This is a genomic window from Robbsia betulipollinis, from assembly GCF_026624755.1.
Classification (GTDB): Bacteria; Pseudomonadota; Gammaproteobacteria; order Burkholderiales; family Burkholderiaceae; genus Robbsia; species Robbsia betulipollinis.
Genome location: NZ_JAPMXC010000001.1, coordinates 540239 through 563781, shown reverse-complemented (window position 1 = coordinate 563781; position 23543 = coordinate 540239). Strand labels below are relative to the sequence as shown.

Sequence of the window (23543 nt, the reverse complement as noted above, 5' to 3'; positions counted from 1 at the left end):
ATTGCCGCATGCGGGAACACGCACAGGATAGCGCAAGCCATCGCCCCGGCGCCGGATGGCGAAGTGGCGGCGCACTTCAGTAATTCCGTCTGGTGCCGTTATCTGTTCCATCCGGAAGGTTTCCCTTTCCGAAACCATGCCCGACCGTGACGGCCTGCGTTCGACGAAAGGATTTTCCATCGCCGCGGACAGTGATCTCGACGACGCCGCATCGTCGGACAGCAATACCCGAAGAGGACTGATATGAACATTACGCAACGCATTTCCGCCGCCATGCTGATCTTCGCCGCCGCGCTCGTCGCCGTGGGCGGCTATGGTCTTCGTTCGCTTGGCCAGTCCAGCGATCGCTTCGACTACCTGAAGGCCAACACGCTCGCCAGCGTCTCGGACCTGGACAAGGTCACTGCGACCACGGGGATCATTCGGATACGGGTGCTGCAATCCCTGCTGACGCAGGATGCCGCGCAGCGCGATTCCGCCATCGCGGAGGTGACCCACGGTCTCGACGACCTCGACAGCACGCTGCGGGATTACGCGAAGAACGATATTTCCGACGAGAAGGACCGGCAGATGACGGCCGCCAATCAGCACGCCGCGCAGGGCGTACGCGAGAATATCGAGAAACTGTACCGCGAGGCGAAAACCGACGGCAACGTCGTGGCGTTCGACCGCAGCATCGGCGTGAACGGCGCCGTCGGCCCCTACAAGCAGGCCGTCACGGAACTGGGCGACGGGCTGCAGGCGCAAATCGACTACAACAACCAGTTGGGCGATACGCTGCAGAAACAGAACCACGCAACCTATGTCGCCACGGCCACGATTCTGTCCGCCATGATCATCGGTGCGCTGCTGGTGGCCGGCGGCCTGTCCTTCGTCACGCTGCGCTACGTGCGTGCGAGTCTCAACGGCATCCGCGGCACCCTGGAATATGCGAGCACTTCGCTGGATCTTTCGCGCCCGGCGCAGGTGCAGCGCCTCGACGAGGTGGGATATACCGCGCAAGCCTTCAACGTGCTGATGACCCGGATGACCGAGGTCCTGGGCAGCGTGCGCAGCGCGACCGAAACCGTCGGCGTCTCGACACGCGAGATCGCCTCGGGCAATCTGGATCTGTCGTCCCGCACCGAAGAGCAGGCCGCGTCGCTGGCCCAGAGCGCGGCCAGCATGAACCAGTTGACCACGACGGTCCGCCAGAACGCCGACAACGCGCACCAGGCGAACGTGCTGGCGGGTACGGCAGGGGACGTCGTGACGCGCGGCATCGACATCGTCGGCAAAATGAATACCACGATGCAGGAGATCTCCACCAACTCGCAGCAGATCGCCGAAATCACGACGCTGATCGAGGGCATCGCGTTCCAGACGAATATCCTGGCGCTGAACGCGGCGGTCGAGGCCGCGCGGGCGGGCGAAAACGGCAAGGGGTTCGCCGTCGTCGCGGGCGAGGTGCGGACGCTGGCGCAACGCTCGGCGGCGGCCGCCAACGAGATCAAGGAACTCATCGGCGCATCGGTGATCACGATCAAGGCCGGCAATGGTCAGGCGGTCGAGGTCAACAGCGCGATGCTGGAGGTCAATCAGGCGATCCGCCGGGTGACGGATGTCGTCGCCGAGATCGCTTCCGCATCCGACGAACAGCGTCAAGGGATCGAACAGGTCGACCAGGCGGTCACGCAGATGGACGAAGTGACCCAGCAGAATGCCGCGCTGGTGGAGGAAGCGTCCGCCGCGGCGCAGTCGCTCGACGATCAGGTCGTGATTCTGCGCGACTCGGTGGCGCGTTTCACGCTGGCCGCCTGAAGGCGGGGCGGCAGGCTTTTCGCATCGCGTCGTCGCGGACCGGCCTTTTCACGAAACGGCCGGCTTCGTCGTGGTCGGCGACAGGATTTTGACCATTCCGGGCTGCGGTATCATCCGCCTGTACTCTACAGGATGGCCCATGTCCGACCGCGACGACCAGCACGGTGCCTGGCACGTTCCACCGAGCGCCTATCTCGCGACGCGTCCCGCCGAATTCGGTCTGCCGGCCCAGCCGCGATCGTCCTATCTCACGATGCGCGATGGTTGCCGGCTGGCGGCCGATATCTACCTGCCGCAAAGCGATTCGCCACGGGGCGGCGCCGCACAGCGGCGCTTCCCGACGCTGCTCATCTTCACCCCGTATTACCGGCGTTTCGCGACCGACGGCAGCGTGGCGGAAGCCGCGCCCGCCGCGGCGCGTTACCGCGATCGTTTCGTGCCGCGCGGTTACGCCGTGATGGTCGTCGACGTGCGCGGCACCGGCGCGAGCTTCGGCACCCGCGATGCGTTGCGTTCCCCGGCGGAGCGCGAGGACTACGGCGAGGTCGCGCAATGGACGATCGAACAGGACTGGTCCGACGGCGTGATCGGTTCGACCGGCATTTCCTACGTGGGCGCCGCCGCCTGTTTTCTCGCCAGCACCGGTCATCCCGCGGTCAAGGCGATCGCGCCGTTGTTCGGCGTGTCCGATATCTATAGCGAACAGCTGTTTCCCGGCGGCCTGCTGTCGAAGGTCTGGACCGGCGCCTACGACGATCTGATGCTCGCGATGGATCACGACCGCCGCGACCTGCTAGGCACGTTCTCCTATTATGCGGAACCGGGCCTGCGGGGCCCGCATCCCACGGACGAGGATACGGATGGCGCCCTGCTCGCCGCGGCAATCCGCGAACATCTCGGCAATTTCACGCTGGCCGACGCGGCGCCCGAATTCGCCTTTCGCGACGAGGGCATGCTGCACGATCCCGCTCTCACGCTCGCCGCCTGTAGTCCCTATCACTATCTCGAACAGGTCGCGCCGGACGTGCCGATCTACTCCGTTTCGGGCTGGTTCGATGGTGCCGGCTACAGCAACGGGGCGATTTCCCGTTTCCTGACGCGCGGCAACGGTCGCGACCGTTTGCTGCTGGGTGCCTGGGATCACGGCGCGCGCACCAACGTCTCGCCCTGGCGCGAGGCCACCGCGCCGCAATTCGATCTGCTGGCGGAACTGCTGCGCTTTTTCGACACGCATTTGCAGGGGCGCGACACCGGGCAGGAACGCGAGGCGCCGGTCCACTATTTCAATCTGCATGCCGAATCCTGGATCGCGGCGCCGGCCTGGCCCCCGACGCGCGACAGCGTGCGCCTGTATCCGGGCGCGGGCACCCTGGAGGCCGTGCCGCCCGCCGCCGCCTCGGACCGCTACCAGGTGGATTTCACGACCGGCACCGGTATCCAGAGCCGATACGAAAGACTCGGCGCGGCCGGGGTCGTCGACTACTATCCGGACTGGACGCGGCGTTGCGCGGCGTTGCTGAATTACGAAACGCCGGCGCTGGCCGCGCCGCTGGCGATCGTCGGGCATGCGATCGCGACGCTGCGCCTCGCGATCGACCAGGGCGATGCCTCCATTTTCGTTTACCTGTCCGAAGTCGACGCGGCGGGACGCGTGCATTGCATGACGGAAGGCATGTTGCGCGCGATGCATCGCAAGATTTCGCCGGCGCCCCGGGAATACCGCACGAGCTGGCCGTTCCGAAGCTACCACCGCGCCGATGCCGCACCGGTCGAGAAAGGTCGTGCGACCGAATACGTGATTCCCTTGCTGCCGGTGGCCTGGACGCTGGCGCCGGGCAGCCGGCTGCGGCTCTCGATCGCGGGCGCCGACGCCGGCCATTTTCCGCCGATGCCGTACGGTAGGCCGCCTGTTTTCGAGATATCGACGGGCGCGGCGACGTGGATCGAATTGCCGGTGCGGCGCGACTGAGCGGCGCCAGCCGCCCGGGATTATGATAAATGCTTCCAGGCAAGGAGCGACGCATGACCGAACATCTTCACAGGCGGACTTTTCTGAAAGGCGGTGCGGTGTTGGCCGCGGCTGCGGGAGGAGGATTCGCACGGCTCGCGGCGGCCGCGGCCGTCGATCCCGCGCCCGCCGGCGGTTCCCCGGCGTCCGCGTTGCCGCCGGTGGATGCCGCGTTGCAGCGGGCCTTCGCGCCGTCCGGCACCTTGCGCGTATCGGTCAATGTCGGCAATCCCTTGCTGGCAGAGCGCGCGCCCGACACCGGACGCCTGTCCGGCATTTCCGTCGATCTTGCCCGGGAACTCGCGCGGCGGCTCGATTTGCCGCTGGAAATGATCACCGTCACCGAGGCGTCCCTGTCGGTGGACGCCGTTACCCGGGATCGCTCGGATATCGGTTTCTTCGCGCTGGCGCACGGCAGCGGCGGCGCCATCCATTTCACTGCGCCCTATCTGCTGCTCCTGGCGAATTATCTCGTGCATCGCGACGCCGCGTTTCAGTCTCCGGACGATGTCGACCGGCCCGGCGTGCGCGTCGTGGTCGCCAAGGGCAGCGCCTACGATCTCTATCTGGGTGGTGCCCTGCGGCATGCCGAACTGGTTCGGGCCGATGGCGCGGCCGCCGTCATCAAGGCCTTCATGGCCGACCCGTCCGCGGTCGCCGCCGGCATCAAGACGCAACTGGTGTCCGAGGCGCGCCAGCTCGACGGCGTGCGGCTGCTCGACGCGCCGTTCACGTATATCCAGCAGGCACTGGGAATCGGCGCGCGGCATGGCGCCGACGCGGCCGCCTGGCTCGACGCCTTCGTCGCGCTGATGCTGCGCGATGGCTTCATCGCGGCCGCGGTGGCGCGCCATCACCTGACGGGCGTGGTCGTGCCCGCCGCCAAACAACCCTGACGAATGCGCCCGGACGAATCCTGCGCGATGCATGCCGCGGTAACGTACCGTCCCGCCGTCGCGTCGGACCTTCCGGCGATTTGCGAACTGGGACAGTCGCTCAATAGCATTCACCATCGCGCGCGTCCCGACATCTATCGGGATGCCTGCTCCGACCCGCAACGGGACAGCGCGCACTGGGAGATCAGTCTGCAGGGCGGGGATCACGCGGCGTTCGTCGCCGAACGAGCCAGCCTCGCCGTAGGCTTCATCACGGTACAGCTGTCGCGCCCCACCAGCCCCTTGATGCAGCCGCTCCGGTTCGCCCAGATCCGTTCGGTGGGCGTGAGCGACGCGCAGCGGGGGCAGGGCATCGGCCGCGCGTTGATCGGCCTCGCGGAATCCTGGGCGGTGGCGCGGGGCGCGGCCGAGGTCCGGCTGACGGTATGGACGTTCAACGCGTCCGCCGTGCGCCTGTACGAGGAACTTGGCTACAACGCGTTCGCCCTCGAAATGAGCAAGCGCGCCACATCTATCGTTGCGTCGCCGGTCCGCTGATTTTTGCCGATACAATGGCGACATCCGGGTATCCTCCCGGCATTGCCATCCCGTAGCTCCTTTCACCTGCATCCAGCCGTCCCCTGCGCGGGCCGGGTGCGATGCGCAACCAGCGATATTCCATGCGAACGAGTGCCCGCAATCATTTTTCCGGCAAGGTGACCGACGTCAAGCAAGGCGCGGTCAACGACGAGATTCTCCTGCGTTCGGACGAAGGCATCGAGATCGTCGCGGTCATCACGCATGGCAGTGCCGCGTCGCTCGGGCTGGCGGCGGGCACGGCCGCCTTTGCGCTGGTCAAGGCCTCGTCGATCATCGTCATGGTGGACGCGGCCGACAACCAGGTGTCCGCCCGCAATCGTCTGGCCGGTACGGTGTCCCGGTTGACGCTCGGCGCGGTCAACGCCGAAGTCGTGATCGCGGTGGATGGCGGCGCGGAAGTGGTCGCGATCGTGACGAACGAAAGCGCGGCGCGTCTGGGCCTGGCGGCCGGCAAGCCGGCGACGGCGATCTTCAAGGCGTCCAGCGTGATCATCGGCGTAGACGCATAAACCCTCGCCTGGGGGCTCCGTGCGGAGCGCGACGCGACCCGGCGGCACGTGCGACCTGGAGGAAATCGCCGTGCGGTATTCGGCTTGCCGGACCCGGAAAACCGTAAGACTCGGCGCAGCGGTCCTGGCCGTCGGGCTAGCGACATGCGCGATTGCCGGGCAGGCCGCTCCCGCCAGCCTGGAAACCTATATGGCGCTCACCGGCCCGTCGCCGGACGCGACCTTCCGCTACGGCGGCGCGGCGTCCCAAAAAGCCGAACTTTTCCTGCCTGAAGGCAACGGCCCGTTTCCCGTCGTGGTGCTGCTGCACGGCGGTTGCTGGAACAGCCAGTACCAGGGGTTGACGCAGCTCCGCGCGCTGGCCGCCGCCTTCGCGAGCCAGGGCATCGCGGTGTGGAATGTCGAGTACCGTCGCGTGGACGAAGCGGGAGGGGGCTATCCCGGGACCTACCGCGATGTCGACGCCGCCATCGATCTGCTGGTGAAGACCGCGCCGGACGTCGGTATCGACACGCGCCGGGTGGTGGCGGTGGGGCATTCGGCCGGCGCGCAACTGGCGCTCTGGGCGGCGGCCCGCGCACGTATTCCCGCCGGCAGCCCGTTGGCGGTGACAAACCCTTTGCCCATCTCCCATGTGGTGACGCTGGGTGGCCTGCTGGATCTACGCCGCGACGCCGACGCGATTCGCGATGCCTGCGGCCTGGACGTCGCCGCGCTGACCGGGACGCCCGACGCCGCACGCACGGACGTCTACGCGGATACCTCGCCCGCCGCGATGTTGCCCACCGGAATCGCCACGGTGGCGATCAATGGCGCGGAGGACGGGGTGGCGCCGCCGGAACTCGCGCGCCGGTACGCGGCGCGTGCCACGCAGGCCGGCGACCGGGTGCGCACCATCGTCATTCCCGACGCCGGACACTTCGATGAAGTGATGCCGGTGCCGCCGGTCTGGCCGACCTTGCTCGCCACCGTGCGCCGTGCGCTGGGAATGGCGCAACGCTGATCGGCCGCGCCGTCGCCGCCGTCACGCAACGTATTCCGCGCATTGCGTTCGATTCAGAAAAAATGAATCTTGAATTTAATATTTATATTATCAGCATAAGTATAAAACCGGATTAGATGATTTTAATGAATTGCTGTAATCTGCTGCTCTTTCCGCGGCAGTTTTTTTATTAAGTCGATCGAAATCTCCCGCGAGAAACAGGAGTATGTCGCGGCCGTCCCCCCGGCGGCCGTCTTTCGCAAAAAAATAACGAGCCGGCCGCGCGGCGGCGGCAGGAGACGATACATGGCAGTCATGCCCCCGAGCACGAAAGCAATCGCCATGGACCGCAGGAAACGAATTCTCGCCATCGTGGGTGCGTCGTCCGGTAATCTTGTAGAGTGGTTCGATTTTTACGTTTATTCTTTTTGTTCATTATATTTCGCGGCTTCTTTTTTTCCGAAGGGGGATCACACCAGCCAATTGCTGAATACCGCGGGCGTTTTCGCGGCGGGTTTTCTCATGCGGCCGATCGGCGGCTGGTTGTTCGGGCGTATCGCCGACAGGCATGGCCGCCGCAAATCGATGCTGATCGCCATCACGATGATGTGCGGCGGCTCTCTGCTGATCGCCTGCTTGCCGACCTATGCCAGCATCGGCGCCGTCGCGCCCTTGCTGCTGCTGATCGCCCGTCTGTTTCAGGGCTTGTCGGTGGGGGGCGAATACGGTACCAGCGCCACGTATATGAGCGAAATCGCGCTGCGCGGCGAGCGCGGATTCTTCGCGTCGTTTCAGTACGTGACGTTGATCGGCGGGCAGTTGCTGGCGGTGCTGGTGATCGTCATTCTGCAGGCGGTGCTGAGCGATGCGCAACTGCATGCCTGGGGATGGCGCATCCCGTTCGCGCTCGGCGCCCTTTCCGCGGTCGTTTCCCTGAATTTACGCCGTTCCCTGGCCGAGACGGCATCCGAGGCATCGCGCACCCACAAGGACGCGGGTTCCCTGAAGGGCCTGTTCAGGCACAAGGCGGTCTTCGTCACCGTGGTGGGCTATACCGCGGGCGGCTCGCTGATCTTCTACACGTTCACGACGTACATGCAGAAGTACCTGGTCAACACCGCCGGCATGCCGGCCAAGACGGTGAGTTTCGTGATGACGGGCGCCCTGTTCGTCTACATGCTGATGCAGCCCCTGTTCGGCGCGTTGTCGGACCGCATCGGCCGCCGCAATTCCATGTTCGCCTTCGGCATTCTCGGCGCGTTGCTGACGGTGCCGCTGCTCACGGCGCTGCGGGACGTGCGCAGCCCCTGGGCGGCGTTCGGTCTGCTGGTGGTGGCGCTGGCCGTGGTGAGTCTCTATACGTCGATCAGCGGCCTGATCAAGGCCGAGGTGTTTCCCCCCGAGGTCAGGGCACTGGGTGTCGGGCTGGCGTATGCCATCGCCAACGCGGTCTTCGGGGGCTCGGCCGAGTTCGTCGGCCTGATGCTCAAGTCGGCGGGGATCGAAAGCGCGTTTTATTGGTATGTGACCGCGCTGATCGTCATCGGCCTGTTCTTTTCCTGGCGGTTGCCGCGGCCGGGCGAGGGATATCTGGACGAGGCGCCGTAGGCGCCGCGGTACGGCGATCTCGATCCGCCGTACCGCTCGCGCCCGTTCTCGTGTCGCGAAGGCTGCCGGGTTGACTCAGGAAGGGCGGCCGTGCTACTGCGGTGCGCCCATTTCGAGGTCGTCACGCCCATCTCCGGCGGGGGCCGCGGCCTGGCCCTCTCCCGTCATTTTCGCCTCAATCTGTCTTTTCATGGCGTCAATGGCATCCAGGGCGATATTGCCAGGCAACTTCGAAAGCTCCGACACGGCCTTGTTCGCTATGTCGGCACCTTTCGCCACCTGCTGGGCGCTTTTGGCCACGGGACCGTCGCCCAATTTTTTGGTGATTTCCGTCAAGGAGCCGTTGGCGACGGCGTCCTCGATATTGAACGCATCGATGAGCGTGTTCTTGGTGCTTTCGAACAGGGGATCATTTTCCGACAAGGTACTTCGTTTTGCGAGGCCCAGGTTCGAAAAGAAGAAAAGACCGAGAAGCATGAAGGTAGCAGTGGCCGTTTGTTGGAATGCCTGGCCCGGGTTTTCGGGCGTGCCATGCGCTGCCTCGTTGCTTGCCTTGTAGATGAGCGACGACATCAGCCCGAGCAGGGCGCCCACGCCCCGGCCCACGACGATATTGTGCATCCCGTGCTGCATCTGTTCGATCGAACCGCCTTTCTTGATCACGCTTTCGACCGCGCTTTTTATCTCGTCGAGCGTGTCCTTCGGGCTGACTTTCATCGTTCCGTGGGTGTGTTCGAACTGGCCTTCCCCGGTCTTCTGTCCGGTCGTCATTGCGACAAGGGTATGAAAAAATGCCATGGTCCCGCCCGCGATGGCGGAACCCGCCGTCGCCGACGCCGGGCTTGAAAACCCCATCGCGCTGCGGCCGCCCTGCACGATGCAGAACGACGCCAAGCCTATGGCGTTGCCGAGGGTACTGCCGATTTTCGAGGCGCCTTGCAGTGTCTTGAACGACTTTTGCGCGGCCGCGTCACCCGGAAACAATTCGTTGGCTTTCCATTCCCGCAACTTGTGGCCGCCCTGTTGCAGCACGGCCGTGCGGACGACCACCTCGGCGAACGCATGCATGAACGCGAGGGGCAGCGCGGTCGCGGTCGCTGTGATGGCGGCTCCCGTGACGGGGTATTTTTCAAGGAACATCTGGCCCAGGAGATGGCTGACGCCGGCTTGCGTGAAATTGCTCGTGGCGCCGAAATGCATGCCCGACGCCGCGGCCTTGCCGAAGAACTCCGCCGTGAGGGAGGCCGCCGCCTGCCCAATGGAGGGCGCAGTCGAGCGCGCCTGTTGGCGGGCCGCCCCGGTGTCGTGCGTCTCCATCACTTCGGCCACCGTGCCGTCGGCCGCTGCTTCCGCATGGATCGAGGGTCTGCGGCTTTCCCGTTCGGATCCAGGCAGCGATGCGCGCGGGCGGCTTGGGGCGGGGCTGGGGGCACGGTCGGGACTCGTGCGGCTTGGTGACCGGGAAAGCGGGGCAAGCTCCCCGCTTGGTGCCCGCGACGCCGGTCGCTTCCCGCCGGAAGGCCGGGAGGTGCTGCCTTCCGGCGTCGTACCGGTTGGCGCCGTATGAACACTTGCATTCGATGGAGCGGGGGTGATCGGACCAGGGGCCATGCGTGTCTCCGTTATATCCGTGCGCGGTCATGCGCAGCGGGTTGACCTTCGTGTGCCGCCCGAACGTCGATTGCAAAATGCCACGCCGGATAGCGCGCAATGCAACCTCTGCCCGGACCGGCGTGAGGCTCAGCGATCAGTGTGATCATTCGCGCCTTCCTCATACGAAAAAAAACGAATCCGCATCCTGATTGACGAAGTTGTCACCGACCAGGCGTAGCCGACATGGCACGTGCCGGTACATCACGGACCGCGATAATGCCCACGGGATGTCTACGCGCCATCGTGCGTGAGACGTCGCGCATGGCGCGGCAGCAAAGGGGCATGTCAACGCCGCCCCGTTTTCCCGAAAATGGTTTAATATTCACAAAACATGTGACTAAAATAACAATTTTGGGACGCCCAACACCGGTTCGGGCACAGGAGCGCTTGATGAGCAGAGTCGCAGTGATCGGCAGCAATATGGTCGATCTGATCACGTATATCGACAGGATGCCCGCCCAGGGCGAGACGCTGGAGGCCCCCGGCTTCGCGCTGGGCTGCGGCGGCAAGGGAGCGAACCAGGCGATCGCCGCGGCGAAGCTGGGCAGCGACGTGCTGATGGTCAGCAAGGTGGGCGACGACATGTTCGCCGACAATACCCTCGCCAATTTCGAGAAATTCGGCGTGGACACGCAACATGTGACGCGCGTGCCCGGCGTTCCGAGCGGCGTCGCGCCGATCTTCGTGCAGGCCGACTCGCACAACAGCATCCTGATCGTGAAGGGCGCGAACGCGCATCTGGACGCGGCGGACATCGAGCGGGCGGATGCGGCGCTCGCCGAATGCGGACTGATCGTACTGCAACTCGAAATCACGCTCGAAACGGTCTATGCGGCCATCGATTATGCTTGCCGACGCGGCATTCCGGTCCTGCTCAACCCGGCGCCCGCGCTCGCGGGCCTGAGTCCCGCGCATCTGGCGCGGCTGGACTTCCTGATTCCGAACGAAACCGAACTGGCGCTGATCACCGGTCGCGTCGTCGATTCGATGGACGCCGCGTTCGCGGCGGCGCGCGAATTGACGGCGCTCGGCGTGCGTCACGTGATCGTGACGCTAGGCGAGGCCGGTGCGTTGTACGTGGGGGCGGAAGGGGAATTTCGCGTCGACGGCCGCAAGGTCGCGGCGCGCGATACCACCGGTGCCGGCGATGCCTTCATCGGCTGCTTTGTCCATCACTGGTGTACGGGCGGCGATATCCGTCGCGCGATCACGTATGCGGTCGCGTATTCGGCGTGTTCGGTCACCGGGCTCGGGACCCAGTCCTCCTATCCCGACGCGCCGGCGTTCGAAACGTTTCTACGCGAAATCGGCTTCGAATAACCGGGCGCGTCGCCGTGCCTGGACCGGCCGTGCCTGGACCGGCCGTGCCTGGACCGGCCGTGCCTGGACCGGCCGTGCCTAGACCGGCCGTGCCTAGACCGGCCGTGCCTGAACCGCCATCCTGGCGTACGCGATACCGGTTGCTGGAACGCTTAGATCAGTAATCGCGTCTCTCCGGCCGTGAAGAAGTCCCGATAATCGCGGGAAATCTTCTTGTCGCTGACTACGAAGTGGAAATCCGCCAGCTCGGCGAAGTAGGCCGCGCGCACTGTATCGAATTTCGTGTGGTCGGCGAGCAGCAGACATTGCTGCGCCTGACGCAGCACCTTGCGCTTGACATCGACCTCATCGAGGTTGAAGCAGGTGACGCCGAATTGTCGGCTCACGCCCGCCGCCGAAATGAAGGCATGGGCCAGCCGGATGCCGTCGAGGACGCTGCTCTCCGTACGATTTTCGAAAACAAGATTGTGGCGGTGGAAGGTGCCGCCGCAGAGGATGATGGTGCAGTTCGGTTTTTGCTGCAGTCGCAGCAATACGTTCAGCGAGTTGCACACCGCGGTGAAAGCCAGGTCGTCGGGAATGAAATCGACGACGAATGGCGTCGTGGTGCCGCAATCGAGAAAGATGGTATCGCCCTGTCGCACGAACGCCGCCGCAAGACGTCCGATGCGGCGTTTTTCCTCGATCTGCCGGCTGTCCTGCTCGTTCACGCGGTAATCGCTGGTTTCCGCGGGATCGGCGATGCGCGTGATGTAGCCGCCCAGCAGGCGCAGGTCACCGTCGTGCTGGTCGAGATCGCGGCGCAGGGTCATTTCCGAGACGTCGAGTAGTTCCGCCATGTCGCGCAGATGAATCGCGTTCTGCTTTTGCAGGGTCTGGGCGACGGACTTGAGACGGACGGTTCGTTTGCTCTCCATCGATCTTCCAGGAAACGTTCAAAGGGAATGAAGCAGGCATCCGAAGTGTTAATATGTTAACACTTATTGTGAATTAAATAACTTTCGCGCAGGTCGCGAATCTTCGAGGAGTCGTTTCGCATGAATGTCGAACCCGCAACGGTGGCGAAGTACGTCGATCATACCCTGCTCGCAGCCGACGCCAGCCGCGAGCAGATCCGCAAGCTGTGCGGGGAGGCGCAGGCACATGGCTTTTTTTCCGTGTGCGTGAATTCGGCCCAGGTGCCGTTCGCCGCGGATCTGCTGAAGGGCAGCGCGGTCAAGGTCTGCGCGGTCGTGGGTTTTCCGCTGGGTGCGGGTCTGAGCGATACCAAGGCGTTCGAGGCGCAACGCGCGATCGTCGCGGGTGCCGGCGAGATCGACATGGTGCTGAATATCGGCTGGCTGAAGGATGGGCTGTTCGACGATGTGCGCGCCGATATCGCGCTGGTCAAACAGGCGTGTGACGCGGTGCCGTTGAAGGTGATTCTCGAAACCTGTCTGCTCGATGAAGCGCAGAAGATACGGGCGTGCGAAATCTGCCGCGATCTAAACGTCGCGTTCGTCAAAACCTCGACCGGCTTCGGCAAGGCCGGCGCGACGCTGGAGGATGTACGTCTGATGCGCCGCGTGGTGGGCGAACATATCGGCGTGAAGGCATCGGGCGGCGTGCGCGACCGCGCAACCGCGCTGGCGATGATCGAGGCTGGCGCCACGCGACTGGGTACCAGTTCCGGTGTCGCGATCGTCGGCGGAGGCGCAGGGGGCGACGGCTACTGATGTTCGTCGTCCGGCGCGCGCGAGGGTGCCCGGGAAACGGGCCTTGCAGCTGCGCGCAAAGGGACCAGCAGCGCGCGCAAATCGTTGTGATCGATTTCATACATCAACGCCAGCAGGCGACCGATCTGCCCGGGCGGAAACCCCGCACGCGCGAACCACCCGAGATAGTGGGCGGGCAGGTCCGCGATCACGCGGTCCTGATACTTTCCATAAGGCATCGTCTGCGTGACGAGGCGTTTCAGGTCGTCGGGATCCATCATCGGTTGCCGGCAAGCGCCATCATCAAAAACCTCAAGTCCTGGCGGGACATGTCGTTTACCGTGACATGAACCATTCCAAAAAGCCCGAGGGCGCGTGTGCGATCCGATACGCGAAAGCCTGTCGGAGGGCCATCGCCGCCGGGCCTTTCTCACGTGGTGGCAACGCGATCCGGCAATGTCGTAACGGCGACACATTGCCGCAGCAAATTCTTGCGTTGGCAAATGTGCGGTCTTACCATCACCCCACTTTGCGGCACCGCGTACCACGCCCTGTCTGCGCGAGCAGTGCGCCCTACGCCCGTATCGTATCAGTTGTCCCGGTCGTCACATCCTATTCTAAAATCCTGATCCCCCATGCCATCATCGAACGATAGTGGTCGCCGACGCTTTCTCAAAGGCTCGTTGACCATCGCCCCGTTGGCAGCCGGCGGCCTGTCCGCCGGCTTGCTGAATGCGCAGGAAACGCCGCCGCGCGACGACCTCGCGAAAAGCGCACCGGCCATCGCCAACCAGCCGACGGTCGAGCACTACCAGCCGACCTTCTTTACCCCCGATGAATGGGCGTTTCTGAACGCGGCCGTCGACCGCATGATTCCAAAGGACGACGTCGGTCCCGGCGGCGTCGAGCAAGGCGTGCCGCAGTACATCGACCGGCAGATGCAGACACCGTATGCCGACGGTTCGCGCTGGTACCTGCAAGGGCCGTTTTTCGACGTCGCGCCGGAATTCGGCTATCAGATGAAGCTGACGCCGAAGCAGCAGTACCGGCTCGGCATCCGCGCCATCAACGACTATTGCCGCGCGCATTACGACGGCAAGACCTTCGTGCAGCTCGACGCGGCGCAGCAGACCGACCTGCTCAAGCAGATCGAGGCCGGCAAGGCGAAGAGCCCGGATTTCAAGATGGGCACCTTCTTCAACGGTTTCCTGCTGGTCAATGTCATGGAAGGGTATTTCTGCGACCCGATGTACGGCGGCAACAAGGACATGGCGTCGTGGAAGATGATCGGCTACCCGGGCGTGCGGGCCGATTATCTGGAGTGGGTCCCCGAATCGAAACCTTACCCCTACCAGCCGATCAGCATGTACGGCAAGCGAGGCTGATCCATGGCAACCATCAAGAAAAAACACGTCGACGCGGTCATCGTCGGATTCGGCTGGACCGGCTCGATCATGGCGATCGAACTCGCGAACGCGGGCCTGAACGTCGTCGCGCTCGAACGCGGCGCGCCGCGCGAAACCGTGCCGGATTTCGCGTATCCGCAGATCGTCGATGAAATCAAATACTCGGCGCGCAACGAATTGCTGCAGAACCTCGCGCAGACCACGCTGACGCTGCGCCACGACAAGAGCGCGACGGCGGTGCCGTATCGGCAGATCGGTTCGTTCAAGCCGGGCGAAGGCGTCGGCGGCGCCGGATCCCACTGGTCGGGCGTGCAATCGCGGGTCATGCCCGACGAACTGCGCATGAAGAGTCACATCACCGAAAAATACGGCGCGAAGTTCATTCCGGAAGGCATGAACCTGCAGGACTGGGGCGTGAGCTACGACGAACTCGAACCGTCGTTCAACCGTTTCGAGAAGGTCTGCGGCACCTCGGGCCTGGCCGGCAACGTGCAGGGCCAGCCGGTGGCGGGCGGCAATCCGTTCGAAGGACGGCGCTCGGAAGCGTATCCGCTGCCGCCGCTGCCGGATCACCCCACCGGACGACTGTTCGCGAAAGCCGCGACGGAGCTGGGCTACAAGCCTTTCGCGCTGCCCGCGGGCAATGCGTCGGGCCCCTATACCAATGAATATGGCTGCCAGCTCGGGCCGTGCAATTTCTGCGGTTTCTGTTCCGACTACGGCTGCCTGAACTACTCGAAGGCGTCGCCGCAGACCTGCATCATTCCGGCGTTGAATCGCAAACCCAATTTCGAGCTGCGCACGCACGCCCACGTCACCAGGGTCAACATGGATGCGAGCGGCAAGCGCGCCACGGGCGTGACGTATATCGATGCGCAGGGCAATGAAGTGGAGCAGACCGCCGACATCGTCGTGCTGGCCGCTTTTCAGTTGCACAACGTGCATCTGATGCTGCTGTCGAAGATCGGACAGCCCTTCAATCCCGACACCAACGAGGGCGTGGTCGGCCGCAATTTCTGCTACCAGCTGCTCAACAGCGTGAACATGTTCTGGGACAAGGACACGTACATCAACCAGTTCATGGGCGCGGGCGGCGGCGGTCAGGCGATCGAAGAATTCAACGCGGACAACTTCGACCACAAGGACCTCGGCTTCATCGGCGGCGGCATCATCTGGGGCCGCCAGACCGGCAATGGTCCGGTGCGCGGCATTCCCCTGCCCAAGGGCACGCCGAAGTGGGGCAGCGAGTGGAAGCGCGCGGCCAAGGACAATTTCCTGCACACCGGGCGCATCGAGTCGCAGTGCAGCAACATGGCCTACCAGGCGAACTTCCTCGATCTCGACCCGAACTACAAGGACGCCTACGGCTCGCCGCTGCTGCGGGGCACGCTGGACTGGCAGGACAACGACCTGCGCGCGTGCGCCTACGTGGCCGACAAGATGATGGAGATCGGCCGCAAGATGGGCCCGACCAGCATGTCGGGGCGCATCCTCAAGCCGGGCACGCACTGGGATACGCGTGCCTATCAGAGCACGCACATCAGCGGCGGCACGTCCATCGGCGCGGATCCGAAGACGAGCGTCGTCAACAAGTATCTGCAAAGCTGGGACGTTTCCAACCTGTTCATCCTGGGAGCCAACAATTTCGCGCACGGCCTTGGCTACAATCCGACGGGGCTGGTTGGGGGCATGGCTTACTGGGCCGCCGAAAACATCAAATCGCAATACCTGAAGGCCCCTGGTCCGATGGTGCAAGTGTGAACGGGGCAGCGCGATGAAAAAAACCTTATCGATTCTCGGCGTGGTGGTGGTGGTCGCGGCGGCCGCGGCCATCGCCACCGTCGTGCCCGCACCCAAGGTGGCCGTCGCGGCCGCGCTCCAGCAGCGCCAGGGCGATGCCGAGCACGGCGCGTATCTGGCGCGCGTGGGCGACTGCATCGCCTGTCACACGGCGAAGGGCGGCACGCCATTCGCCGGTGGTCTGGCGTTCCCCACCCCCATGGGCAAGATCTATTCGAGCAACATCACGCCGGACCATGCGCAGGGAATCGGCGATTATTCGCTCGACGACTTCGCGCTGGCGATGCGCCATGGCGTGGGCAGGAAGCACGGCCGTCTGTATCCGGCGATGCCGTACACCGCCTATGCGAAGCTCAGCGACGAGGACCTGCAGGACCTGTACGCCTATTTCATGACCAAGGTGCCGGCCTCCGGCAAGGCCGATCACGCCAGCAGCATTCCCTGGCCCCTGAGCATGCGCTGGCCGCTGGCATTCTGGGACAAGGCCTTCCTCGACGAGCATCGTTTCCAGCCCACGGCCGGCAAGGATGCCGAGTGGAACCGGGGCGCCTACCTGGTACAGGGCCTGGCGCACTGCAGCACGTGTCACACCCCGCGGGGCTATGCGTTGCAGGAAGTCGACGTAAGCGGCACCACGGACCGCTTCCTGTCGGGGTCCGAACTGGATTCGTCGTCGCCGATCAATCTGCGCGGCAACGACGACACCGGCTTGGGACGCTGGTCGGCCGACGACATCGTCGCGTTGCTGCAAAGCGGCCGAGGGCCGCATTCGGCGGTGTCGGGGCCGATGGTGGAAGTGGTCGCGAACAGTACGCAGTTCATGCATCCCGACGACCTGAAAGCGATCGCCGTCTACCTGAAGAGTCTGTCGCCGGCGCCGCAGAACGGCGGCAGCCGCTATTCGCCGAGTGACGAAAAAGCGAGCGATTCGACCCTGCAGATGTTCATGGCCGGCAAGGCGAACGATGTGGGTTCGCGCATGTATATGGACAGTTGCGCGGCCTGCCACCGCTTGAACGGGCAGGGGCAGACACGGGTGTTCCCGGCGCTCGCCGGCAACCCGATGGTGCTGCACGGCAATCCCGACTCGCTGATCGCGGTGATCCTGGCAGGCTCGCGCCTGCCCAGCACGGCGGCCGCACCGTCGGATCTGGCGATGCCGCCGTTCAAATGGCGCTACAACGACGAGGAAATCGCCGCGTTGGCGACCTTCGTGCGCGGCGCCTGGGGCAACCATGCACCCGCCGTATCGGCAGACCAGGTGGCACGCATCCGCAAGCATCAGGAAAACTGAGCGTCGCGGGCGGAAGTCCGGGCCAAACCCGGCTTTCCGCCTTTTTTTCCTCAAGTTGTTGCCAAGGCCGTCGTTATCCAGGCAGCGATCTGCTCATGCTGCTTATCTGGAGACAATTTTGAATTCGAACAAGACCGTTTTGACCCTGCAGGCGCGCATCGCGCTGACAATGTCCTTTCTCGCGGCATTGATGGTGGTCATCGGCGCCCTGGGCCTTTTCAGCACGCTGCGCGCGATCGAGTCGAATCGCGATACCTACGAAAACAAACTCACTGCTGCGACCAATCTGGGCAATGCCGAGATCTATCTCGCGCGTACACGCCTGGTGCTGGACCGCGTGGCGCTGCATCCCGAGGACGCGCATGTCGGCGAGCAGATCGACCGCGCCACGGGATTCTTCAAGACTTCCGACGACTGGTGGCAGAAGTTCGTCTCCCAGTCGCATGAGCCGGGCGAGGCGGCACTGATCGACGCGGCCAGCGAACGCCGTCGCGCGATGTTCTCCGGCGTGTCCCGTTTCATCGACGCGATCAAGTCCGGCGACAAGGCGACCGCGGACAAGATCACGATGACGGAACTCAGCGCGCTCTACAACGCCATGAGCAAGAGCAACGAAGACATCAAGGTCGCGCTGTTCGCCAACGCCAAACATCACTTCGACGCCAGCGAATCGCAGTTCCACGGCATGACTGCGCTGTCGATCGCGATGATTCTGATCGGCATCGGCGCCGCGGCGTTCAGCTGGTTTTCGTTGCGTCGCGCCATCATGCAGCCGTTGCGTGCGGCCCTGTCGCACTTCGATGCCATTGCACAGGGCGACCTCAGCCGCCGTGTCGAAATTCGTTCGGCGGACGAGATGGGCGAGTTGCTGGAAGGTTTGTCGCGCATGCAGATCAGCCTGTCGAACACCGTGCGAGCGGTGCGCGGCAGCAGTGAATCGATCTCGACGGCAACCCGCGAGATCGCCTCGGGAACGATGGATCTGGCCGCACGTACCGAAGAGCAGGCGGCGTCGCTCGAGGAAACCGCGGCGAGCATGAGTCAGTTGACGGCCACGGTCCAGCATAATGCCGACAGCGCCCGCACGGGCAGCGAAGTCGCGGAAGAAGCGTCGCGCGTCGCGCACAAGGGCAACGATGTGGTGGCGCGGGTGGTCGGAACGATGGGCGGCATCGACGCGAATTCCCGCAAGATCGGCGACATCACCGGCATCATCGAAGGCATCGCGTTCCAGACGAACATCCTGGCGCTGAACGCCGCGGTGGAAGCGGCGCGGGCCGGCGAGCAGGGGCGGGGTTTCGCGGTGGTGGCGTCGGAAGTCCGCAACCTGGCACAACGCTCGTCTGCGGCCGCCAGGGAGATCAAGGACCTGATCGCCGTATCGAACCGCACCGTGACGGAGGGCACCGAGCTCGTGGCCGACGCGGGACAGACGATGCAGGAAGTGCTCGCGTCGATCCGTCAGGTGACCGTCATCATGGCCGAGTTGTCCTCCGCGGCGAACGAGCAGCGCAACGGTATCGAGCAGGTGGACAGCGCGGTCACGCAGATGGATTCGATCACGCAGCAGAATGCGGCATTGGTCGAGCAGGCCACGGCGGCCGCGCAGTCGCTCGACGAACAGTCGCGCGTGCTGCGGGATTCGGTCGTGGTTTTCCAACTGGCCTGAGGGCGCGGCATGGGGCGGTGGCGTGTGAAGCGGCCCACCTTCCACGCGTTCAGTTCAGGAAACGCTCGACGGCATCATCGCGCCAGGGCGAGCGCGCCGTAGATCGCGCCCAGCAGGGCATCGAACGACACCGGTTTGCCCAGGTGCAGGTTGAAACCGGCGCTCAGTGCCCGATCGACGTCCTGCGAACGTCCGAAACCGGTCATCGCCACCGCGGGGATCGCGGCGGTGTCGGGTCTGCTGCGCAGCGCCCGGATGAGTTCGTAGCCGTCCATTCCGGGCATGCCGATGTCCGACAGCACGAGATCGAAATGTTCCTCGGCGACGGCGCGCAGCGCGTCCGGGCCATTGCATTCCATTCGTACCTGCGCCCCTTCCATTTCGAGGAGGGCACGGAATGCTTCCAGGGTTTCGAGCGTGTCGTCGACCAGCAGGATCCGCTTGCCGCGCAGCACGGCGGCGTCCACCGGCGGCAGTGCCGGCGCGATGTGCGCCCCTGTCGGGCAACGGGGCAGCCATACGCGAAAGCAGGCGCCGCGCCCGATTCCCTCGGATGCCGCGCTGACCCGGCCCCCCTGCATCTGCGTCAGTTGCTGCACCAGTGCAAGGCCGATGCCGAGCCCGTCGCGCGCCCGGTTGAACGCACTTTCTGCCTGGCTGAACATATTGAAAATGTGCGGCAGGAAGGCGGGATCGATGCCCTGACCATTGTCGCGGACACTGAGGAGAAAATCGTCCCCGTCCGTCGTCAGCGCGATCTCGACGTGGCCGCCCGCCGGGGTGAACTTCAGCGCGTTGCTCAGCAGATTCCAGACGATCTGCTCGATCCGGATGCTGTCGGCCAGCACGACCGCCTGCCCCCGGGTGCCGGACGCCACCAGCGTGAGGCCGGCGGCGGCGGCATCCTCCTCCAGCGCATCGACCGCGGCGTCGATGACGTGGGTGAGGTCGACCGGGGCCTCGTCGAGCGTGAGCTTGCCGGTGCGTACGCGAGAGAGATCCAGCAAATCGTCGATGATCTTCGCTTGCGCCGCCACGGAGCGCCGAATGGCGTCCGAGGCTTCCTGGACGACGGCGAGGTGACGGGCGTCGGGCGCACGCGACAGCATCTCCGCCTTGACGTGAATCAGGTTCAACGGATTTTTCAACTCGTGCGACAGGACCGCCAGGAATTCGTCCTTGGTCCGGTTGGCCGTATCCACCTGTTCGCGCACCGAGCGTTCGAGCGAGTGCTGCAGTTGCTTCGCGCTTTCGGCGGTATGGCCGTCGGTCAGATCACGGGCGATTTTCGCGTAGCCCTGGAAATCATCGCCGTGGAGTGCCGTGGTGACACCGCTGCAATAGAGGCGGGTGCCATCCTTGCGCACCAGCCAGCCCTCGTCCTGGGAACGGCCCTGGATGCGCATGCGTTCGACCTCCGCGTCGCGGACGCCAGCCCGAAGGTCTTTCTCCGCGTAGATCAGGGTACCCGGACGTCCTAGCATCTCGGCTTCGACATAGCCGAACATGCGCTCGGCGCCCTTGCTCCATGCCACGATCGTTCCGGTCAAATCGTGAATGATGATGGCGTAGTCGTTGGTGCTTTGCGCGATCAACTGAAGCCGTTTCTCGCTGGTGCGCATCTTCGCCTGCGCCTCGCGGCGCGAAGTGATGTCGATCAGCGTCAGCACCGCGCCGTCGATCCGGTCCTCGGCGGTCCGGTAGGGCGACAGACGCGACAGATACCAGCGGCCGTCCGGCCCCGCGACCTCTTTTTCGATCAGCTTCAGCGATTCGAAGGTCGTGGCGGCGTCGCTCGCGAGGTCGGGGTAGACGAGATGATGCGTGATATCCAGCAGCGAACGGCCGATATCCGAGGGCATGACGTTGAACAAGGCGGCCGCGGCCGGCGTATAGCGGCTGAGCACCATCGAACGGTCGACGAACACTGTCGCGATATCGCTCGACGAGATGAGATTGAGCAGATCGTCGTTGACCTTGCCGCTCTTGAGAATCTTCGCCTGCAACTCCGCATTGACCGTCAACAACTCTTCGTTGATCGACTGCAGCTCTTCCTTGCTGGTTTCGAGCTCTTCCGTCGTGGAGTGCAGCTCCTCGTTCATGGCCTGCAGTTCTTCGTTCGACGCCTCCAATGCATCGGTGGACGCATCGGCATGTTCCAGCGTCGCCCGCGTTTGCCGTCTGGCGTCGCGCAGCTCGCGCTCCAGCGCTTCGATGGCCTGATGCAGTGCGGCGTCGCCGGGCACGGCGGCGAGATGCCGGGCGCCCGGCGCCGCGTCGTTCGCGGCATCGTATTCGTGGAAAACGACCAGCGCGAGCGGTTCGCTCGATGCGGGTGGTGGGGCGACAACCGCATGCGCGGATTCGGGGGCCTGCGCTGCGTCTTTCGGCTGAACCGGATAGACCGAGATCGTCACGTACACCGAGCGCCCGTTCTGGAGCAGCAGGATCGGCGGGGCGGCGGCCTCCCGGCCGGAGTTCACCGCTTCGTGCAGCGCGGCGCGCAATGCGATTTTGAGTTCCGGCCGAACGATATCGGGTAGCCATTGGGAGGGCTCGCCCCCGATATGGCGCAGATAGGGTCCGGCGCGCTCCGAAAGATGGAGCACGTCATGCCTGTGGTTCACCATGATGCTCGGGGGGCCATAGCGCAGCATCGTCTGCTCGTGCATTGCGCTGACGAACATCGGTGCGGGCGCCGGGGTCGGCGGCATCGGCGTTGCGCCGCGGATGGCGCCGGGCTGCACGCCCTGGACCGGAAATTCCATTGCCGGTCGCCGCGACCTGGCCTGCCATTTGCTGCGAAAGATGCGGTGCTGCTTGTCGACGACTTCGAACAGATCGTCCGCGCTATCCACGTTTTCCGCGCCGCCCAGGAAAAGAAAACCGCCTGGCCGCAGCGAGAAGTGGAATTGCCGCAATACCTGCCGCTGCACCGCAGGATCCAGATAGATCAGGACATTGCGACAGGACACCAGATCCAGATGCGAGAAAGGGGGATCGCGCAGGAGGTCGTGCTGGGCGAACAGCACCATCTCGCGCAGCGGTTTGCCCACCTGGTAATACGGCGGCTCCGAGCGGAAGTGCTGCAGCAGAAGAGCCTGCGGCAGGTCGGACGCGATGACGTCGGCGTACCGGCCGAGTCGACCGCAGCCGATGGCGCGCGCATCGACATCGGTGGCGAAAAGCTGCGCGCCGCGCTGCTCGCCATGTTGATCGGCATGCGCGCGTAGCAGCATTGCGAGCGAATACGCTTCCTCCCCGGTCGCGCAGCCCGGCACCCAGATCCGTAGCGCCTTGTCGGGCGCTCCCTGTTCGAACAGTGCGGGGACGATCTGCTGCCGCAGGGCCGCGAACGCGTCCTGATCGCGAAAGAATTGCGTCACGCCGATCAACAGGTCCTGCAACAAAGGACGTGCTTCCGCAGGCGTGGCCAGGAGGAAAGCCCGGTATGCGCGGAGGTGCGGCAGACCATTGATCTGTATGCGGCGCTCGATCCGGCGCAGCACGGTGGCGCGTTTGTAGTGGCTGAAGTCGTGCCCGGTGTGCGCAAACAGCGCCGCGAGAATTTCCCGCAGCGCGTGGTCCAGTTCGAGGACCCGCTGACGGCGCTCGACCGGGCGTGCCGTATCCTGTCCAGGGGCGTTACTTTCCAGCGAGCAAGCACTCCCCCATAGTTCACCGAGTTTGGATGAAATATCCTCGACGGGAAGGACGAAATCGGCAGCGCTCGCATCCGCGGCGCATGCTGTCGTTGGCGGCGTTTCGGTCATGCGCGATTCTGCGATGACGATGCCGCCTTCTTCCTTGATGGACGTCATGCCCGCCTGGGCCGCGCTGCCGGTATCCGACAGCATCACCGCCAGCGCACAGCCTTGGTGCGCATCGGCCAGGCCGCGCAGGAAAGTGTCGAATGGCGACCCGATACCGCCTGGCGCCTCGCGCGCCGCTGCCACCGTGTCGGTACCGACGAGCGGCAGCGCCGGCGACGGAATCACGTAGACATGGTTGCGCTGCAAGGAGAGTGCCGCTCCCGTCACCGCCGTGACCGGCATCGTCGTGACTTCCTGAAGCAACCGGGGAAGATCGTCTGCGATCGGGCCGTCGCACGCGACGACGAAGGCCATTTCCAGCGTGGCCGGTGCGTCACGGAGCAACGCGATCAGGGCGCGTGCGTCGGTTCCGGCGACACAAATTCCTACAACGGGGTAGGGAAATTTACTTGCCGCTGCCGCTGTCGAAGATCGATAAGCCACTGGCTGCGTGTCGTGCCATGCGTGTTCCATGCGGCACGTCCCCAGGGACTCTCGCGTCCGTTGGTAAGG

The 23543-nt window shown here is 64.5% G+C and carries 17 protein-coding genes; 13 read left to right on the top strand and 4 right to left on the bottom strand.

Going from position 1 to position 23543, the window contains the following annotated elements:
• The first annotated feature begins 243 nt into the window (after positions 1 to 243).
• From OVY01_RS02450 to OVY01_RS02420, 7 genes are all read left to right on the top strand, one after another.
• Positions 244 to 1800 carry a methyl-accepting chemotaxis protein gene (locus OVY01_RS02450; RefSeq protein WP_267845381.1) on the top strand — a complete coding sequence of 519 codons (1557 nt, stop codon included), beginning with the start codon at positions 244 to 246 and terminating at the stop codon, positions 1798 to 1800.
• A gap of 139 nt (positions 1801 to 1939) precedes the next feature.
• Entirely contained in the window at positions 1940 to 3769 is a 1830-nt protein-coding gene (locus OVY01_RS02445; RefSeq protein ID WP_267845380.1) for a CocE/NonD family hydrolase, read from the top strand.
• 53 nt (positions 3770 to 3822) lie between these two features.
• Positions 3823 to 4704 carry a transporter substrate-binding domain-containing protein gene (locus OVY01_RS02440; RefSeq protein WP_267845379.1) on the top strand — a complete coding sequence of 294 codons (882 nt, stop codon included), beginning with the start codon at positions 3823 to 3825 and terminating at the stop codon, positions 4702 to 4704.
• 3 nt (positions 4705 to 4707) lie between these two features.
• The gene (locus OVY01_RS02435; RefSeq protein WP_267845378.1) at positions 4708 to 5241 is read left to right on the top strand and encodes a GNAT family N-acetyltransferase; all 534 of its coding nucleotides are present in this window, start codon (positions 4708 to 4710) and stop codon (positions 5239 to 5241) included.
• Positions 5242 to 5363: 122 nt separating this feature from the next.
• Complete coding sequence (locus tag OVY01_RS02430; protein ID WP_267845376.1) at positions 5364 to 5792, top strand: TOBE domain-containing protein; 429 nt, start codon at positions 5364 to 5366, stop codon at positions 5790 to 5792.
• A 190-nt stretch (positions 5793 to 5982) separates the two neighbouring features.
• On the top strand, positions 5983 to 6795 hold the full coding sequence (locus tag OVY01_RS02425; RefSeq protein ID WP_267845375.1) for an alpha/beta hydrolase family protein: 813 nt from the start codon (positions 5983 to 5985) through the stop codon (positions 6793 to 6795).
• Positions 6796 to 7080: 285 nt separating this feature from the next.
• Positions 7081 to 8382, top strand: coding sequence for an MFS family transporter (locus tag OVY01_RS02420; protein ID WP_267845373.1), 1302 nt, complete (start codon positions 7081 to 7083; stop codon positions 8380 to 8382).
• Between the two features lie 93 nt (positions 8383 to 8475).
• Here the strand turns inward: OVY01_RS02420 and OVY01_RS02415 are convergent, their stop codons facing one another.
• On the bottom strand, positions 8476 to 9711 hold the full coding sequence (locus tag OVY01_RS02415) for a hypothetical protein (protein ID WP_267845371.1): 1236 nt from the start codon (positions 9709 to 9711) through the stop codon (positions 8476 to 8478).
• Between the two features lie 714 nt (positions 9712 to 10425).
• Between OVY01_RS02415 and rbsK the strand changes: the two genes are divergently transcribed.
• Complete coding sequence (gene rbsK / locus OVY01_RS02410; protein ID WP_267845370.1) at positions 10426 to 11355, top strand: ribokinase; 930 nt, start codon at positions 10426 to 10428, stop codon at positions 11353 to 11355.
• A 152-nt stretch (positions 11356 to 11507) separates the two neighbouring features.
• Here rbsK and deoR read toward each other — a convergent pair whose 3' ends face one another.
• Positions 11508 to 12272, bottom strand: a complete 765-nt coding sequence (deoR, locus tag OVY01_RS02405; protein ID WP_267845369.1) for a DNA-binding transcriptional repressor DeoR — start codon at positions 12270 to 12272, stop codon at positions 11508 to 11510.
• Positions 12273 to 12392: 120 nt separating this feature from the next.
• Here deoR and deoC point away from each other — a divergent pair, with 120 nt between their 5' ends.
• Complete coding sequence (gene deoC / locus OVY01_RS02400; RefSeq protein WP_267845367.1) at positions 12393 to 13070, top strand: deoxyribose-phosphate aldolase; 678 nt, start codon at positions 12393 to 12395, stop codon at positions 13068 to 13070.
• On the opposite strand, the gene OVY01_RS02395 is transcribed toward deoC, so the two are convergent.
• Positions 13064 to 13327, bottom strand: a complete 264-nt coding sequence (locus OVY01_RS02395; protein ID WP_267847640.1) for a DUF3820 family protein — start codon at positions 13325 to 13327, stop codon at positions 13064 to 13066. The genes deoC and OVY01_RS02395 overlap by 7 nt on opposite strands.
• A 357-nt stretch (positions 13328 to 13684) precedes the next feature.
• Here OVY01_RS02395 and OVY01_RS02390 point away from each other — a divergent pair, with 357 nt between their 5' ends.
• The 4 genes from OVY01_RS02390 to OVY01_RS02375 all read left to right on the top strand — a co-directional run bounded on the left by OVY01_RS02390 (position 13685) and on the right by OVY01_RS02375 (position 19218).
• Positions 13685 to 14434 (top strand): gluconate 2-dehydrogenase subunit 3 family protein, encoded by a 750-nt coding sequence (locus tag OVY01_RS02390; protein WP_267845365.1) that lies wholly within the window; start codon positions 13685 to 13687, stop codon positions 14432 to 14434.
• 3 nt (positions 14435 to 14437) lie between these two features.
• Complete coding sequence (locus tag OVY01_RS02385) at positions 14438 to 16216, top strand: GMC family oxidoreductase (RefSeq protein ID WP_267845363.1); 1779 nt, start codon at positions 14438 to 14440, stop codon at positions 16214 to 16216.
• Between the two features lie 13 nt (positions 16217 to 16229).
• A complete protein-coding gene (locus OVY01_RS02380; RefSeq protein WP_267845362.1) occupies positions 16230 to 17549 on the top strand; it encodes a cytochrome c in 1320 nt (439 codons plus the stop codon).
• A gap of 118 nt (positions 17550 to 17667) precedes the next feature.
• Positions 17668 to 19218, top strand: a complete 1551-nt coding sequence (locus OVY01_RS02375) for a methyl-accepting chemotaxis protein (RefSeq protein WP_267845360.1) — start codon at positions 17668 to 17670, stop codon at positions 19216 to 19218.
• Between the two features lie 74 nt (positions 19219 to 19292).
• Here the strand turns inward: OVY01_RS02375 and OVY01_RS02370 are convergent, their stop codons facing one another.
• The gene (locus OVY01_RS02370) at positions 19293 to 23504 is read right to left on the bottom strand and encodes a CheR family methyltransferase (RefSeq protein ID WP_267845358.1); all 4212 of its coding nucleotides are present in this window, start codon (positions 23502 to 23504) and stop codon (positions 19293 to 19295) included.
• Positions 23505 to 23543 lie beyond the last annotated feature (39 nt).

Coding starts and splice junctions, on each gene's coding strand:
- OVY01_RS02450 (WP_267845381.1), top strand. CDS start 244: ATGAACATTACGCAACGCATTTCCGCCGCCATGCTGATCTTCGCCGCC.
- OVY01_RS02445 (WP_267845380.1), top strand. CDS start 1,940: ATGTCCGACCGCGACGACCAGCACGGTGCCTGGCACGTTCCACCGAGC.
- OVY01_RS02440 (WP_267845379.1), top strand. CDS start 3,823: ATGACCGAACATCTTCACAGGCGGACTTTTCTGAAAGGCGGTGCGGTG.
- OVY01_RS02435 (WP_267845378.1), top strand. CDS start 4,708: ATGCGCCCGGACGAATCCTGCGCGATGCATGCCGCGGTAACGTACCGT.
- OVY01_RS02430 (WP_267845376.1), top strand. CDS start 5,364: ATGCGAACGAGTGCCCGCAATCATTTTTCCGGCAAGGTGACCGACGTC.
- OVY01_RS02425 (WP_267845375.1), top strand. CDS start 5,983: ATGGCGCTCACCGGCCCGTCGCCGGACGCGACCTTCCGCTACGGCGGC.
- OVY01_RS02420 (WP_267845373.1), top strand. CDS start 7,081: ATGGCAGTCATGCCCCCGAGCACGAAAGCAATCGCCATGGACCGCAGG.
- rbsK (WP_267845370.1), top strand. CDS start 10,426: ATGAGCAGAGTCGCAGTGATCGGCAGCAATATGGTCGATCTGATCACG.
- deoR (WP_267845369.1), bottom strand. CDS start 12,272: ATGGAGAGCAAACGAACCGTCCGTCTCAAGTCCGTCGCCCAGACCCTG.
- deoC (WP_267845367.1), top strand. CDS start 12,393: ATGAATGTCGAACCCGCAACGGTGGCGAAGTACGTCGATCATACCCTG.
- OVY01_RS02395 (WP_267847640.1), bottom strand. CDS start 13,327: ATGGATCCCGACGACCTGAAACGCCTCGTCACGCAGACGATGCCTTAT.
- OVY01_RS02390 (WP_267845365.1), top strand. CDS start 13,685: ATGCCATCATCGAACGATAGTGGTCGCCGACGCTTTCTCAAAGGCTCG.
- OVY01_RS02385 (WP_267845363.1), top strand. CDS start 14,438: ATGGCAACCATCAAGAAAAAACACGTCGACGCGGTCATCGTCGGATTC.
- OVY01_RS02380 (WP_267845362.1), top strand. CDS start 16,230: ATGAAAAAAACCTTATCGATTCTCGGCGTGGTGGTGGTGGTCGCGGCG.
- OVY01_RS02370 (WP_267845358.1), bottom strand. CDS start 23,504: ATGGAACACGCATGGCACGACACGCAGCCAGTGGCTTATCGATCTTCG.